This is a genomic window from Pseudomonas sp. TUM22785, from assembly GCF_028198105.1.
In the GTDB taxonomy this organism is placed as follows: domain Bacteria; phylum Pseudomonadota; class Gammaproteobacteria; order Pseudomonadales; family Pseudomonadaceae; genus Metapseudomonas; species Metapseudomonas solani.
Genome location: NZ_CP116239.1, coordinates 508,317 through 522,469 on the forward strand (window position 1 = coordinate 508,317; position 14,153 = coordinate 522,469).

10 protein-coding genes are annotated in these 14,153 nt (G+C 67.4%); 3 read left to right on the plus strand and 7 right to left on the minus strand.

What is annotated here, in order from left to right; genetic code table 11:
- Positions 1 to 104: 104 nt before the first annotated feature.
- Positions 105 to 1,283, minus strand: a complete 1,179-nt coding sequence (locus PI990_RS02420) for an NAD(P)/FAD-dependent oxidoreductase (RefSeq protein WP_184488450.1) — start codon at positions 1,281 to 1,283, stop codon at positions 105 to 107.
- Between the two features lie 153 nt (positions 1,284 to 1,436).
- Here PI990_RS02420 and PI990_RS02425 point away from each other — a divergent pair, with 153 nt between their 5' ends.
- Positions 1,437 to 2,171 (plus strand): substrate-binding periplasmic protein, encoded by a 735-nt coding sequence (locus tag PI990_RS02425; RefSeq protein WP_271659723.1) that lies wholly within the window; start codon positions 1,437 to 1,439, stop codon positions 2,169 to 2,171.
- Here the strand turns inward: PI990_RS02425 and PI990_RS02430 are convergent.
- The 3 genes from PI990_RS02430 to mdtD form a co-directional block, all read right to left on the minus strand.
- Positions 2,168 to 3,406, minus strand: a complete 1,239-nt coding sequence (locus tag PI990_RS02430; RefSeq protein ID WP_021222593.1) for a diguanylate cyclase — start codon at positions 3,404 to 3,406, stop codon at positions 2,168 to 2,170. The two genes, PI990_RS02425 and PI990_RS02430, sit on opposite strands and share 4 nt — an antisense overlap.
- A 74-nt stretch (positions 3,407 to 3,480) precedes the next feature.
- Positions 3,481 to 4,860, minus strand: coding sequence for an ATP-dependent RNA helicase DbpA (gene dbpA / locus PI990_RS02435; protein WP_021222592.1), 1,380 nt, complete (start codon positions 4,858 to 4,860; stop codon positions 3,481 to 3,483).
- An 84-nt stretch (positions 4,861 to 4,944) separates the two neighbouring features.
- The gene (gene mdtD, locus PI990_RS02440; protein WP_021222591.1) at positions 4,945 to 6,360 is read right to left on the minus strand and encodes a multidrug transporter subunit MdtD; all 1,416 of its coding nucleotides are present in this window, start codon (positions 6,358 to 6,360) and stop codon (positions 4,945 to 4,947) included.
- Between the two features lie 127 nt (positions 6,361 to 6,487).
- On the opposite strand from mdtD, the gene torT reads away from it, so the two are divergent.
- Positions 6,488 to 7,519 (plus strand): TMAO reductase system periplasmic protein TorT, encoded by a 1,032-nt coding sequence (gene torT, locus PI990_RS02445; RefSeq protein ID WP_271659724.1) that lies wholly within the window; start codon positions 6,488 to 6,490, stop codon positions 7,517 to 7,519.
- A gap of 66 nt (positions 7,520 to 7,585) precedes the next feature.
- Here the strand turns inward: torT and betA are convergent, their stop codons facing one another.
- Positions 7,586 to 9,277 carry a choline dehydrogenase gene (gene betA / locus PI990_RS02450; RefSeq protein ID WP_271659725.1) on the minus strand — a complete coding sequence of 564 codons (1,692 nt, stop codon included), beginning with the start codon at positions 9,275 to 9,277 and terminating at the stop codon, positions 7,586 to 7,588.
- 77 nt (positions 9,278 to 9,354) lie between these two features.
- A complete protein-coding gene (gene betB / locus PI990_RS02455; RefSeq protein ID WP_184488456.1) occupies positions 9,355 to 10,827 on the minus strand; it encodes a betaine-aldehyde dehydrogenase in 1,473 nt (490 codons plus the stop codon).
- 362 nt (positions 10,828 to 11,189) lie between these two features.
- Between betB and PI990_RS02460 the strand changes: the two genes are divergently transcribed.
- Positions 11,190 to 12,725: a BCCT family transporter gene (locus PI990_RS02460; protein WP_184488570.1), complete on the plus strand. Its 1,536-nt coding sequence runs from the start codon at positions 11,190 to 11,192 to the stop codon at positions 12,723 to 12,725.
- Between the two features lie 757 nt (positions 12,726 to 13,482).
- On the opposite strand, the gene betI is transcribed toward PI990_RS02460, so the two are convergent.
- The gene (gene betI / locus PI990_RS02465) at positions 13,483 to 14,076 is read right to left on the minus strand and encodes a transcriptional regulator BetI (RefSeq protein WP_021218177.1); all 594 of its coding nucleotides are present in this window, start codon (positions 14,074 to 14,076) and stop codon (positions 13,483 to 13,485) included.
- Between the last annotated feature and the right edge of the window lie 77 nt (positions 14,077 to 14,153).

Below are 14,153 nucleotides of genomic sequence, written 5' to 3' on the forward strand. Positions count from 1 at the left end.
GGCCGATCGGCAAGAGGTTACCGCTTGGATGCCGCCCGGGCGAGGCGGGTTACACCCGCTGGCGGGAATGCACAGGTGTTGCCGCCCTCAGGCATGCCCCGGGCTCAGACGAACTGCGCGGCGGCGTGGGCCGAGGCCCAGGCCCACTGGAAGTTGAAGCCGCCGAGGTGGCCGGTGATGTCCAGCACTTCGCCGATGAAGTACAGCCCGGGGGACTTCTGCGATTCCATGGTCTTGGACGACACCTCGTGGGTGCTGACCCCGCCCAGGGTGACTTCGGCGGTGCGGTAGCCCTCGGTGCCCGATGGCGTGAGCTGCCAGTCGGTGAGGGCTTCGGCGATGGCCTGCAACTCGGCCAGGCTGTACTGCTTCATCGGCCGCGAGGCGAACCATCGCTCCGCCAGCAGGGTGGCGAACTTGCGGGTGAAGAGTTCACCCAGCAGGGTCTTCAGCTCGGCATTGGGGCGTTCGCCCTGCTGCTGCACCAGCCAGGCGGGCACGTCGAGATGGGGCAGCAGGTTGATCGAGATCGCCTCGCCGGGGTTCCAGTAGGAGGAGATCTGCAGGATGGCGGGGCCACTGAGGCCGCGGTGGGTGAACAGGATGTTCTCGCGGAAGCTGGCGCCGTTGCAGCTCACCAGGGCGTCCACCGAGGTGCCGGAGAGTTCGGTGCACATCGCCTTGAGCTGGTCGGTGATGGTGAAGGGCACCAGGCCGGCGCGGGTCGGCAGTACCTCGTGGCCGAACTGGCGGGCCACCTGGTAGCCGAAGCCGGTGGCGCCCAGGGTGGGAATCGACAGGCCGCCGGTGGCGATCACCAGGGATTGGCAGCGCACCGGACCGATGGCGGTCTGCAGCGCGTAGCCGGCCTCGTCGCGGGCGATGGCGCTGACGGCGGTGTCCAGGCGCAGGTCGACGCCGTGCTCGTCGCACTCGGCCAGGAGCATGGCGAGGATGTCGCTGGCCTTGTGGTCGCAGAACAGCTGGCCGAGCTTCTTCTCGTGGTAGGCGACACCGTGCTTGTTGACCAGCTCGAGGAAGTCCCACTGGGTGTAGCGGGCCAGGGCCGACTTGCAGAAGTGGGCGTTGGCGGAGAGGAAGTTGGCCGGCTCGGTGTAGAGGTTGGTGAAGTTGCAGCGGCCGCCGCCGGACATGAGGATCTTCTTGCCGGCCTTGTTCGCGTGATCGAGCAGCAGCACCTTGCGACCGCGCGCGGCGGCCTTGGAGGCGCACAACAAACCGGCGGCGCCGGCCCCGATAATCACCACATCAGTCACGAACAAGAAACCACCCTCAGAAGTCGAATCGGCCAAGGCGCGCGCCGGTGGCGAAGTCTACCCTATGGAGGTGCCGCGACCAGCGCTCTCCGCTGGCTGGCAAGGGAAATGCGTGCAGTCCGGTGATTCCGACCGTCCCAGCCCCAGTGGAAGCCATGGATGAAAAAGATCTGCAGTTGTTTGCTGTTGCTCGTTCTGCTTTGCACGGGGGCTGCACGCGCCGAGCACCTGCGGCTGGTGGCCAACACCTGGCCGCCGTTCACCGACGCCAACCTGCCCCAGGGTGGCCTGGCGGTGGACCTGGTGGTGACCGCGCTGCAACGCGCCGGGCACACCTCCGAGTATGTGGAGGTGCCCTGGGCACGTGCCCTGCGCGGGCTGGAGGTGGGCGACTACGACGTGGTGGTCAACGCCTGGTACGACCAGGCCCGCGCTGTCTACGGCCTGTATTCGAAGCCCTACCTGGTCAACCGCGTGCGCTTCCTTCGTCATCGCGGCGCGAAGGTGAATTTCGAGACCCTGGCCGACCTGCGCCCCTACAGCATCGCCGTCGTGCGGGGCTATGCCTACTCCGCCGAGTTCGACCATGACTCGACCCTGGACCGGGTGCCGGTGATGGGCTTCGAGATGGGCGCGCGCATGCTCGCCGCCGGGCGCGTGCAACTGACCCTGGAGGACGAACTGGTGGCGCGCTATCACCTCAATCGCGAACTCAAGGAGTTGAAGGGGCAACTGGAGTTCCTGCCACGGCCGCTGAGCGAGAACGACCTTGCGATCCTGGTACGGCGCAGCCACCCACGGCACCGCCAGCTGGTGGCGGATTTCGATCGGGCGATGCAGGCGATGCGCGACGACGGGACCTACCAGCGCATCTTCGAGCGCCACGGCTTCTAGCGGTTGGCGATTGTCCGCCCACGGCCTTCGTGCTTGGCCTGGTAGAGGCGCTGGTCGGCTTCGTGGAGCAGGCTTTCCAGGTCTTCCGGCGGTCCCTGGTAGATGCCGGCGCTGAATGACAGCGGCGGTGCATCGGCGGCGTACTTGAGGCGGGCGCAGTTGCGTCGCAACTGGTCGAGGGTGGCCTTGAGGGTGGTCGCGTCGCTCTTGCTGACCACGGCGAACTCTTCACCGCCGAGGCGGCCCAGCAGGGCGTCGGGCAGGGCATGGGCCAGCACCCGGGAGAACATCACCAGGGCTGTGTCGCCGCTGGCGTGGCCGAACTTGTCGTTGATCAGCTTGAAGAAGTCCAGGTCGAGCATCGCCACGCTCAGCTCCTGGCCGGCGCGCTGGGCCTGCTGGAACAGCTGCAGGCCCTGTTCGTAGAAGGCGCGGCGGTTGTAGAGGTTGGTCAGCGAGTCGAACAGCGCCGCCTGCTTCAGTGCGCGCATCAGGTCGCGGCGCTCCAGGGTCGACATCACCCGGCAATTGAGCTCCTCGGTGCAGAAGGGCTTGCGCAGGAAGTCGTCGGCGCCGTGCTTGATGAACATGGCGCTGAGCGAGCCTTTCTGGTCTGCCGAGAGGCCGAGGATGATCAGCTCGGTGCGGTGCAGCTTCTGTCGCAGCATCTTCACCAGGTCGAAGCCGCTGATGCCGGGCATGCCGTGGTCCACCAGCAGCAGGTCGATGTCCGGCTGCTCCTGGAGAATGTGCAGGGCCTCGTCGCCGTCGCGGGCCTCGATGATCTGGTAGAGGTGCGGGGTCAGCACCCGGCGTACGAAGTTGCGGGTGGCCTCGGAGTCCTCGGCGACGAGGATCTTCACCCCGCAGTTGCGCACCAGGCGGTGCAGCAGGCGGAAGACGTATTCGTAGGAGTGCTGGCTTTCCTTGAGCACGTAGTCGACCACGCCCTTGAGCAAGAGCTCGTCGCGGCGCTGCTCCTTGTAGGAGCCGGAGAGGACGACGCAGGGCAGTTCGTAGCGCAGCACCAGGTCGACGATCTCGCCGTCGGGCGCGTCAGGCAGGTTGAGGTCGACGATGGCGGCGAAGAACAAGGCGGCGGAGGTTTCCAGCAGCACCTCGGCCTCGGCGCAGGAGGCGCAGAACACGGGCTGCAGGTCCGGCTCCTGGCGGAACAGGTGTTCGAGGATCTTCAGGACCAGCGGGCTGTCTTCGACGACCAGAATATTGCGCACGACCTACTCCATTGCTGCGTGGCGGGGGTCTCCCGCCAACGCTGTCATACAGGGCGAACCTTTCCGGGGCGTTACTAGAGGGCGCGCACCTTGAACGAGCGGCCCTTGATCTTGCCGTCACTCAGGCGTTTCAAGGCCTGTTTGACGATGTTCCTGTCCACGGCCACGAAAGCCTGGAAATCGAAGATGGCTATCTTGCCAACCTGTGCACCCGGAATGCCAGCTTCACCTGTCAGCGCGCCGAGGATGTCGCCAGGGCGCACCTTCTCTTTGCGTCCACCGTTGATACACAGCGTAGCCATTGGCGGCAGCAGCGGGTCACGGTTCTTCAATACCAGTTCATCCAGGCGCTGCCAGTTCAGCGGGGCCTTCTGCAGGTCCTCGATGGCCTGGGCGCGGCTGGCCTCGGCGGGCGCCACCAGGCTCAGGGCCAGGCCCTTCTCGCCGGCACGGCCACTGCGGCCGACGCGGTGCACATGGATTTCCGGGTCGCGGGACAGCTCGACGTTGATCACCGCTTCCAGGCCGGCGATGTCCAGGCCGCGTGCGGCGACGTCGGTGGCCACCAGCACGCTGCAGCTGCGGTTGGCGAACATGGTCAGCACCTGGTCGCGGTCGCGCTGTTCGAGTTCGCCGTGCAGGGTCTGTGCCGAGATGCGGTTGGCCTGCAGGTGTTCCACCAGTTCCTGGCACTGCTGGCGGGTGTGGCAGAAGGCGACGCTGGACTGCGGGCGATGGTGCAGCAGCAGGTGGACCACGGCGTCCATGCGCTGGTTGGGGTCGATCTCGTAGAAGCGCTGCTCGATCTGGCTGTCGTCGTGCAGGGCCTCGACCTTCACCTGCTGCGGGTTGCGCAGGAAGCGCCCGGCCAGTTCGGCGATGCCCTTGGGGTAGGTGGCGGAGAACAGCAGGGTCTGCCGCTTGGCCGGAGTCTGCTCGATGATGTCGGCGATGCTGTCGTAGAAGCCCATGTCGAGCATGCGGTCGGCTTCGTCCAGCACCAGGGTGTTGAGCCCGTCGAGCTTCAGGGTGCCCTTGCGCAGGTGTTCCTGGATGCGCCCCGGGGTGCCGACGATGATGTGCGCGCCGTGCTCCAGGGAGCCGATCTGCGGGCCGAAGGGCACGCCGCCGCAGAGGGTCAGCACCTTGATGTTGTCGGCAGCACGGGCCAGGCGGCGGATTTCCTTGGCCACCTGGTCGGCCAGTTCGCGGGTCGGGCACAGCACCAGGGCCTGGCAGCCGAAGAAGCGCGGGTTGAGCGGGTCGAGCAGGCCGATGCCGAAGGCGGCGGTCTTGCCGCTGCCGGTCTTGGCCTGGGCGATCAGGTCCTGGCCCTTGAGGATCACCGGCAGGCCCAGGGCCTGGATGGGCGTCATCTCGTGGTAGCCGAGGGCGTCGAGGTTGGCCAGCATGGCGGCGGACAGGGGCAGGGCGGAAAAGGCGTTGGTGGTCACGGGCGGGGCCTGGCAATCGGATAGGCGCGCAGTTTAGCAGGATGGCGCCGGGCCACCTTGCCGTCCCGGTGTCGCAGCGGCGTATCAGTGGTCGATATCGCCGGGTACCCGACGCACGGCGCGACCGCTGTCCGGCGGCAACTGGAAGAAGATCGCCGCCGCCAGCAGGGTGAGGGTGCCGACGCACAGGTAGGTGGCCTGGAAGGCCGCCAGCACCGAGGGCGCGTCGGGCTTGCCGAAGCCGCCGAGCAAGGCGGCGGCCACCGCCACGCCGAGGCTCATGGACAGCTGCATGACCACCGAGAGCAGGCTGTTGCCGCTGCTGGCCTGGTGGTCGTCGAGGTCGAGCAGGGTGACGGTGTTCATCGCGGTGAACTGCATGGAGTTCACCGCGCCCAGGGCGGCCAGGTGCAGGAGCAGCAGCGGGTAGGGCGTGTCGGCGTCGATCAGCGCCAGGCTGGCGATCATGCCGCCGAGCAGCAGGGTGTTGCCCAGCAACAGGCGGCGGTAGCCGAGGCGGTCGAGCAGTGGCTTGGCCAGGGGCTTGGCGATCATCGCCGAGAGCGCCAGCGGGATCATGGTCATCCCCGCCTGGGCCGGCGGAAAGCCCAGCGCCACCTGCAGCAACAGGGGCGTGAGGAAGGGCAGGGCGCCGCTGCCCAGGCGCGAGAACAGGTTGCCGAGGATGCCGGCGGCGAAGGTGCGGGTGCGGAACAGCGAGGGGGCGAACAGCGGCTGTTCCACCTGCACCGCGTGCAGCCAATAGGCGGCCAGGCAGGCGAGGCCGCCGAGCAGCAGGAGCATCACCCGCACATGGGGCAGGTGCAGTTCGCCCAGGCCCTCCAGGGCGATGGTGATCAGCACCATGGCGGTGCCGAACAGCAGAAAACCGTAGACGTCCAGGCGCACCGGGCCGCTGGAGCGCAGGTCGGGCATGAAGCGCCAGGCGGCCCAGCCGCCGATCAGGCCGACGGGCAGGTTGATGAGGAAGATCCAGTGCCAGGTGGCGTATTCCACCAGCCAGCCGCCGAGGGTGGGGCCGATCAGCGGGCCGAACAGGCCGGGCAGGGTGATGAAGCTCATGATCCGCACCAGCTCGGTACGTGGGTAGGCGCGCAGCACCACCAGGCGCCCCACCGGCATCATCAGCGCACCGCCCAGGCCTTGCACCACGCGGGCGGCGACCAGCTGCGGCAAGGTGGCGGAGAGGGCGCAGAACAACGAGCCCAGGCTGAACAGGACGATGGCGCCGAAGAATATCCGGCGGGTGCCGAAGCGGTCGGCGATCCAGCCGGAAGCGGGAATCAACAGGGCCACCGTGAGCATGTAGGCGATGATCACCGACTGCATGCGCAGCGGGTCTTCGGCCAGGTCGCGGGCCATGGCCGGCAGGGCGGTGTTGAGGATGGTGCCGTCCAGGGCCTGCATGAAGAAGGCAACGGCCACCAGCCAGGGCAGCAGGCGGGCGGTGCGGGCGTCGAGGCTGGGCAGATCGGCCATGGGATTCCTTGGGCGTGCGACCTTGCGGACTTTAGGCGCCGCCGGCCGGGCTGTCATCCCGCCGCGAGCGGCGACGGCTGCTAGGCTTGGTTCACTCCCCCCTCGCGTTTGCTGCGGAATGGCCCCTATGCGGATCTGCTGTGCGCTGCTGCTTTCCCTGTTGGTCCTGGCGCCCTGCCATGGGGCGCAGTGGTTCCCGGTACCGGTGATCGCCGACGGGCAGGCCCGCGACTATGTCCCCCTCGACCATGCCAGCCGGCCCTGGCGCATCTGCACCCTGCTGCCCCATGGCATCGACCGCTATTGGTGGGGCGTCGCCTGGGGGCTGGACGAGGAAGCCCGGCGCCAGGGCGTGCAGCTGGGCATCTACGAAGCCGGCGGCTACCAGTTCCCGGCCATGCAGCGCGCCCAGCTGGCCCGCTGCATCCAGCTCGGTGCCGACGCCTTCGTCATCGGCGCCATCGAGGCCCGTGGCCTGTGCCACGAGATCGAGCAGTTGAAAAGACACGGCACGCCGGTGATCGACCTGGTGAACGGCATCGACTGCGATGGCGTGACCGCGCACGCGCGGGTGGATTTCGCCGATATGGCGCGCGAGGCCCTGGGCTACATCAGTGAGCGGGTGGGGGGCGGGCCGATCAACCTCGGCTGGCTGCCGGGCCCCAGGGACGCGGGCTGGGTGCTGGACGCCGAGCGCGGCTTGCGCACGGCCATGGACGGCACGTCGGTGCGCCTGGCCGATGGCGGCTACGGGCCGGTGGACCGCTCGACCCAGGCGGCGCTGGTGCGCGGGCTGCTGGGGCGTGAGTCACGCCTGGACTACCTGCTGGCCAATGCCGAAGCGGCCGCCTTCGCCGCGCAACTGGTCAAGGGGTCGCCGTCGCGCTTCCAGACCCAGGTGGTCTCGCTGTATGCCACCGAGCGGGTGGTGGAAGACATTCGCCAGGGGCTGGTGCTGGCGGCACCGACGGATTCGCCGGTGATCCAGGCGCGCATCGCCATCGACCTGGCGGTGCGGGCGCTGGAGGGCAAGGGTGAGGCGCGCTGGGTCAGCCCGCGCATCCAGATGCTGGACCGGCAAAGCCTGGAGCACTTCGACATCAGCCGGCTGATGCCGCCGGACGGGCACTGGATGATCCGTCAGGAGCTGCCGGAGTAGGGCGGGGCTCCCGGGCCGGAGCCCGGGTTGCGGGAATGAAGGGGCGGTACTGGCCGCCCCTGGGGTTCAGCCGGCCTTGCGCTGCGGCTGGGTGCGTACCGGGGCGTCGCCGGCGACGTAGTAGCTGGCGGTGCTGCGGGGCAGCGGCTGGCGGCCACGGATCCGGTCGGCGATCTTCTCGGCGATCATGATGGTGGTGGCGTTGAGGTTGCCGGTGATGATCTCCGGCATGATCGACGCATCCACCACGCGCAGCCCTTGCATGCCGTGCACGCGGCCCTGGCCGTCGACCACCGCCATCTCGTCGCTGCCCATCTTGCAGGAGCAGGAAGGGTGGAACGCGGTTTCGGCGTGGTTGCGGATGAAGTCGTCCAACTCGGCGTCGGTCTGCACCTGGGCACCGGGGCTCAGCTCGCGGCCGCGGTACTTGTCCAGGGCCGGCTGCGCCATGATCTCGCGGGTGATGCGGATGCCGTCGCGGAACTCCTGCCAGTCCTGCTCGGACGCCATGTAGTTGAACAGGATGCTCGGGTGCTGGCGCGGGTCGCGGGACTTGAGGCGGATGCGGCCGCGGCTAGGCGAGCGCATGGAGCCCATGTGCGCCTGGAAGCCGTGCTCCTGCACGCCCTTGCTGCCGTTGTAGTTAATCGCCACCGGCAGGAAGTGGTACTGGATGTTGGGCCAGGCGAATTCGGGGCGGGTGCGGATGAAGCCGCCGGCCTCGAACTGGTTGCTGGCGCCCAGGCCTTTGCCGCGGAACAGCCAGTTGGCGCCGATGGCGGGCTGGTTCCACCACTTGGTGGCCGGGTAGATGGACACCGGCTCCTTGCAGGCGTACTGCAGGTAAAGCTCGAGGTGGTCCTGCAGGTTCTCGCCGACGCCGGGCAGGTCGTGCACCAGGGGGATCTCGAACTCGCGCAGCAGGGCGCTCGGGCCGACGCCGGAGCGCTGGAGGATCTGCGGCGAGGCGATGGCACCGGCGCACAGCAGCACTTCGCGGCGGGCGTTGACGATGATCGGCTCGTTGCCGTCGCCGTGCAGGTAGGCGACGCCGCTGGCGCGCTTGCCGGTGAAGAGGATGCGGTCGGTGGTGGCGTGGGTGACGATGGTCAGGTTGGGCCGGCCACGGGCCTGGTCCAGGTAGCCGCGACCGGTGGCGGCGCGACGGCCTTCCGGGGTCACGGTGCGGTCCATCGGGCCGAAGCCTTCCTGCTGGTAGCCGTTGAGGTCTTCGGTACGCGGGAAGCCGGCCTGTACGCCGGCCTCGACCATGGCGTGGAACAGCGGGTTGTTGCCGTTCTTGGGCGTGGTGACGCTCACCGGGCCGTCGCCGCCGTGGTAATCGTTGGGGCCGATGTCGCGGGTCTCGGCCTTGCGGAAGTAGGGCAGGCAGTCGAGGTAGGTCCAGTCTTCCAGGCCGGGCGCCTTGGCCCAGTTGTCGAAGTCTAGGGCGTTGCCGCGGATGTAGCACATGCCGTTGATCAGCGAGGAGCCGCCCAGGCCCTTGCCGCGCCCGCATTCCATGCGGCGGTTGTTCATGTGCGGCTCGGGGTCGGTCTCGTAGGCCCAGTTGTAGCGGCGGCCCTGCAGCGGATAGGCGAGGGCGGCGGGCATCTGGGTGCGGAAGTCCAGGCGGTAGTCGGGGCCGCCGGCTTCGAGCAGCAGGACGCTGGTGCCGGCGTCCTCGGTCAGGCGGGTGGCCAGTACGTTACCGGCTGAGCCGGCACCGATGATGATGTAGTCGAATTCTTGAGACATGAGGCTCTCTCTTTAAATGGCTGGGGGCTGGAAGCCAGGGCGCTCGAGGCTCCTGGCTTCCCGCTTCGGGTTGCCGTTTAGAAGACGGAGAAGTAGTCGCCGAGCTCGACCTGCACCGACTTGATGCGGGTGTAGTGGGCGAGGGTGGTGAGGCCGTTCTCGCGGCCGACGCCGGACTGCTTGTAGCCGCCGACGGGCATCTCGGCGGGCGACTCGCCCCAGGTGTTGATCCAGCAGATGCCGGCTTCCAGCTTGTGGATAACCCGGTGGGCGCGGGCCAGGTCGCGGGTGACGATGCCGGCGGCCAGGCCATAGTCGGTGTCGTTGGCGCGGCGGATGGCTTCTTCTTCGGTGTCGTAGACGAGGATGCTCATCACCGGGCCGAAGATTTCCTCGCGGACGATGGTCATCTCGTCCGTGCAGTCGGTGAACACGGTCGGGGCCACGTAGGCGCCCTTGGCGTAGTCGCCGTCGGTGACGCGCTCGCCGCCGATCAGCAGGCGCGCGCCTTCCTTGCGGCCGGACTCGATGTAGCCGAGCACGCTTTCCATGTGCGGGAAGCTGGTGAGCGGGCCGAAGTTGGTGTTCTCGTCCTGCGGGCTGCCCAGGCGGATGCGCTTGACGCGCTCGACCACCTTGGCCTCGAAGCGGGCCTGCAGCACGCGCGGGATGAACACGCGGGTGCCGTTGGTGCAGACCTGGCCGGAGCTGAAGAAGTTGGCCATGACGGCGATGTCGGCGGCGCGGTCGAGGTCGGCGTCCTCGAAGATGATCAGCGGCGACTTGCCGCCCAGTTCCATGGTCACTTCCTTGAGGGAGGAGCTGGAGGCGCTGGCCATTACCTTCTTGCCGGTGGCGGTGCCGCCGGTGAAGGAGATCTTCTCGATCTGCGGGTGCTCGGTCAGCCACTGGCCAACTTCGCGACCGCTGCCGGTGAGAACGTTGAACACGCCGTCCGGCACGCCGGCTTCGGTGTAGATCTCGGCCAGCTTGAGGGCGGTCAGCGGGGTCACTTCGCTGGGCTTGAAGATCATCGCGTTGCCGGCGGCCAGGGCCGGGGCGGATTTCCACATGGCGATCTGGATCGGGTAGTTCCAGGCGCCGATGCCGGCGACCACGCCCAGGGGTTCGCGGCGGGTGTATACGAAGCTGGTTTCGCGCAGGGGGATCTGCTCGCCCTCGATGGCGGGCACGAGGCCTGCGTAGTACTCGATCACGTCGGCGCCGGTGACGATGTCCACGGCGCGGGTCTCGGCCAGGGGCTTGCCGGTGTCCAGGGTCTCCAGGGCGGCCAGCTCGTCGTTGCGCTCGCGGAGAATCTCCACGGCGCGGCGCAGGATGCGCGAGCGCTGCATGGCGGTCATCGCCGCCCACACCTTCTGCCCTTCGATGGCGCTGGCGACGGCGCGCTCGACGTCTTCCTTGCCGGCGCGCTGGACGTTGGCGAGGACCTCACCGTTGGCCGGGTTGATGCTCTCGAAGGTGGCGCCGCTGGTGGAGTCGACGTAGCGACCGCCGATGTAGAGCTTCTGGTCTTCGAATCGGGCCATGGGGTTCGTCCTCTCAGGTCTCGTTTGCGCAAGGCGGGCCGCGCTCGGGGCGGGCCCTTTGTCGGAATCCCGGGCACGGCGAAGGTGCCCGGAAGCGTGAAAACGAGCCTACTTTATTTTTATTGAACGTTCAAACAACAAAGAATAAGCTGCGCTCCATGAACGGGGCTGCGGCAGTTCGCCGCACCTCTTCAGGCCGCATTGCAGAGGCTTCGCCGGGTTACATGAGCGGGTCGGCAGGGCGGCGCGGGTCTGTCGTTGCGCCGTCAGGCGCGTGCTTTCACTGCCCTGGAGCTCTTCTCCACATGAGTACCGCTTCCCTTGCGCTGCATCCCGAGTCGCGTGCGCGGCTCAACCCCGTGGTGTTCTTCGGTTCCACCGCGTTGATCCTGATCCTCACCGTCGCCTTGATCCTCTTCCCCGAAGGGGCCGGGCTCTGGCTGAACAAGGCGCAGAGCTGGCTCTCGCGCAGCTTTGGCTGGTACTACATGCTGGCCATCGGGGCCTACCTGTTCTTCGTGCTCTACGTGGCCTTCTCCCGCTATGGCAACCTGCGCCTGGGGGCGGACGGCGACCGGCCGGACTTCAGCTACGGCGCCTGGGCGGGGATGCTGTTCTCCTCGGGCATCGGCATCTCGCTGCTGTATTTCGCCGCCTCCGAGCCCATCGACCACCTGTACAACCCGCCGGAAGGCGAGGCGGGCACCGAGCACGCGGCGCGCCAGGCGTTGCAGCTGACCTTCCTCCACTGGGGCGTGCACGGCTGGGCCATCTACGCGCTGGTGGGCCTTGCCGTGGGCTACTTCGCCTACCGCCACAAGCAGCCGCTGGCGCTGCGCTCGGCGCTCTACCCGCTGTTTGGCGAGCGCCTGATGAAGGGCTCGGTGGGCAACGCGGTGGATTGCTTCGGCATCTTCGTTACCCTGCTGGGCCTGGTGACCAACCTCGGCATCGGCTCGCTGCAGGTCTCCTCGGGCCTGGAGTACCTGTTCGGCTATCCCCACAGCCAGGGCGCGCTGCTGACGGTGATCCTGGTGATGAGCGCGGTGGCGACCCTGGCCGCGGTGTCGGGGATCGAGAAAGGCATCCGCCGCCTGTCGAACCTCAACATCATCCTGTTCAGCGGCCTGCTGCTGTTCGTGCTGCTGGCCGGCGACACCCTGCACCTGCTCAACGGCCTGGTGCAGAACCTCGGCGACTACCTCAACGGCCTGGTGCTGAAGACCTTCGACCTTTACGTCTACACCGGCCAGTCCGGCAAGAGCGAGGCGTGGATGGGCCTGTGGACCCTGTTCTACTGGGCCTGGTGGATTTCCTGGGCGCCCTTCGTCGGCATGTTTATCGCCCGCATCTCCCGCGGCCGCACGGTGCGCGAGCTGGTCTGCGGCGTGCTGCTGATCCCTCTGGGCTTCACCCTGGCGTGGCTGTCGATCTTCGGCAACAGCGCCCTGGACCTGGTGATGGACCAGAACGCGGCCGAGCTGGGCAAGGCGGCGCTGGAGCAGCCGGCGATGTCCATCTACCTGCTGCTGGAGCACTACCCCTGGGCCAAGGCGGTGATCGGCCTGTCGATCTGCGTGGGCTTCGTGCTGTTCCTGACCCCGGCGGATTCCGGCTCGGTGATGCTCGCCAACCTGTCGCGCAAGGGGGGCGAGCTGGACGAGGACGCGCCCAACTGGCTGCGCATCTTCTGGTCGGTGCTGATCACCCTGGTGACCATCGGCCTGCTATTCGCCGGCAACTTCACCGCCATGCAGACGGTGGTGGTGCTGGCCGGCCTGCCGTTCTCGGTGGTGCTGCTGCTCTACATGTTCGCCCTGCTCAAGGCCATGCGCACCGACTTGGAGGCGCAGGAGATGAACCGGCACTCACCGGTGATCGCGCCCGGCCCCGTCTGACCGGCCCGCAATGAGCAACGCCCCGGGGGGAAACCCCGGGGCGTTTTCGTTTATGGCGGATGGCTCCGTCCGTAGGGCGGGTGAAACCCGCGAAAGCCCTGTGCCGCCGATGTCGGGTTGCACCCGACCTACATGCCCCGCCATGGCCAATGTAGGGGCGATTTCAATGGCTCTGTCTGCGTTAAGTGTTGCTAGAGGATTTGAGTCCAGCTGATTGCCGAGCTCTGGTGAAATTTCTGGTTTCGCCCACCCGGGCGAGTCCCTTTTCTCAGTCGTCGGGATGCCGAACCACTTAAAAGGAACCAAAAGCGCTCGCCCCTGCATACGGGTCTGGCTTCGCCAGACTCCCCTCGCTCCATCATCGTTACTCGCTACGCTCGCACTTCGGGCCGCACTGAAGTGCGTTCGCCGCAAGCGTCGTCTGGGGCCGGCGCGATGGGCCATCCATGGCCTGGCGCGCCTCTCGCGGCATCCATGCCGCTCGTCCCCCGGCGCAACGACTGCGTTCGGCCTCCTGGAGGGGCGTTGGCGGCTGCTCCAACTTTCTTCGCTCGAACCCTCACATTGATGTGCGCAGTAACCCAGCGCACGTTCGTAGGATGGCGTAGAGCGAAGCGAAACCCATGCGGTGGAGGTGGCACGAATCCTTGGGCGCCCGGAAAGTGCCGTGCTTGAGCGCCTGCATTAAAACCACAAAGCTAACGCCGACAGCGCCATTTCAATCGCCAAGCGGCGCGTCGCGCCGCCATTACGCGCGTCAGCCGGTCGCCTTGGCCAGCTGCAGGTCGAGGTAGTCGTAGGCGATCTGCAGCGCCTGCCGGGCGTTGAAGGTGGTGCCGGTGAGGGCGCTGCGCAGCCACAGGCCGTCGATCAGCGCGGCCAGGCCACGGGCGGCGGCGCGGGCGGGTTCCTGGGGCAGCACGCGGCGGAATTCGCAGCACAGGTTGGAGTAGAGGCGGTGGTCGTTGACCCGTTGCAGGCGGCGCAGGGCGGGCTGGTGCATGCTGGTGGCCCAGAACGCCAGCCAGGTCTTCATGGCCGGGCCGTTGACCTGGCTGTCGTCGAAGTTGCCGTCGATGATGGCGCGCAGGTGCGCCCGTGCGGAGTCGTCGCCCAGGGCCGCGCGACGTTCGCGCACGGCCGTGCTCAGGGCCTGCATCAGGTGGCGCATGGTGGCTTCGAGCAGGCCGTTCTTGTCCTTGAAATAGTGGCTGATAATGCCGTTGGAGACACCGGCGAGGCGGGCGATGTAGGCGATGCTGGCATCGCCCATGCCGACCTGGTCGACGGCTTCGAGGGTCGCGTTGATCAGTTGCGAACGGCGGATCGGCTGCATTCCGACCTTGGGCATCAGGCACTCCAGACGACGAATTCGGACGAAGGAAAGCGCGCAGTCTAGGGCGTATCAAATTGATCGATCAATCAAGA

What these genes read in the sequence shown, in the direction of transcription:
- betI (WP_021218177.1), bottom strand. Translation starts at nt 14,076, where the DNA reads ATGCCCAAGGTCGGAATGCAGCCGATCCGCCGTTCGCAACTGATCAAC.
- betB (WP_184488456.1), bottom strand. Translation starts at nt 10,827, where the DNA reads ATGGCCCGATTCGAAGACCAGAAGCTCTACATCGGCGGTCGCTACGTC.
- mdtD (WP_021222591.1), bottom strand. Translation starts at nt 6,360, where the DNA reads ATGGCCGATCTGCCCAGCCTCGACGCCCGCACCGCCCGCCTGCTGCCC.
- torT (WP_271659724.1), top strand. Translation starts at nt 6,488, where the DNA reads ATGCGGATCTGCTGTGCGCTGCTGCTTTCCCTGTTGGTCCTGGCGCCC.
- betA (WP_271659725.1), bottom strand. Translation starts at nt 9,277, where the DNA reads ATGTCTCAAGAATTCGACTACATCATCATCGGTGCCGGCTCAGCCGGT.
- PI990_RS02425 (WP_271659723.1), top strand. Translation starts at nt 1,437, where the DNA reads ATGAAAAAGATCTGCAGTTGTTTGCTGTTGCTCGTTCTGCTTTGCACG.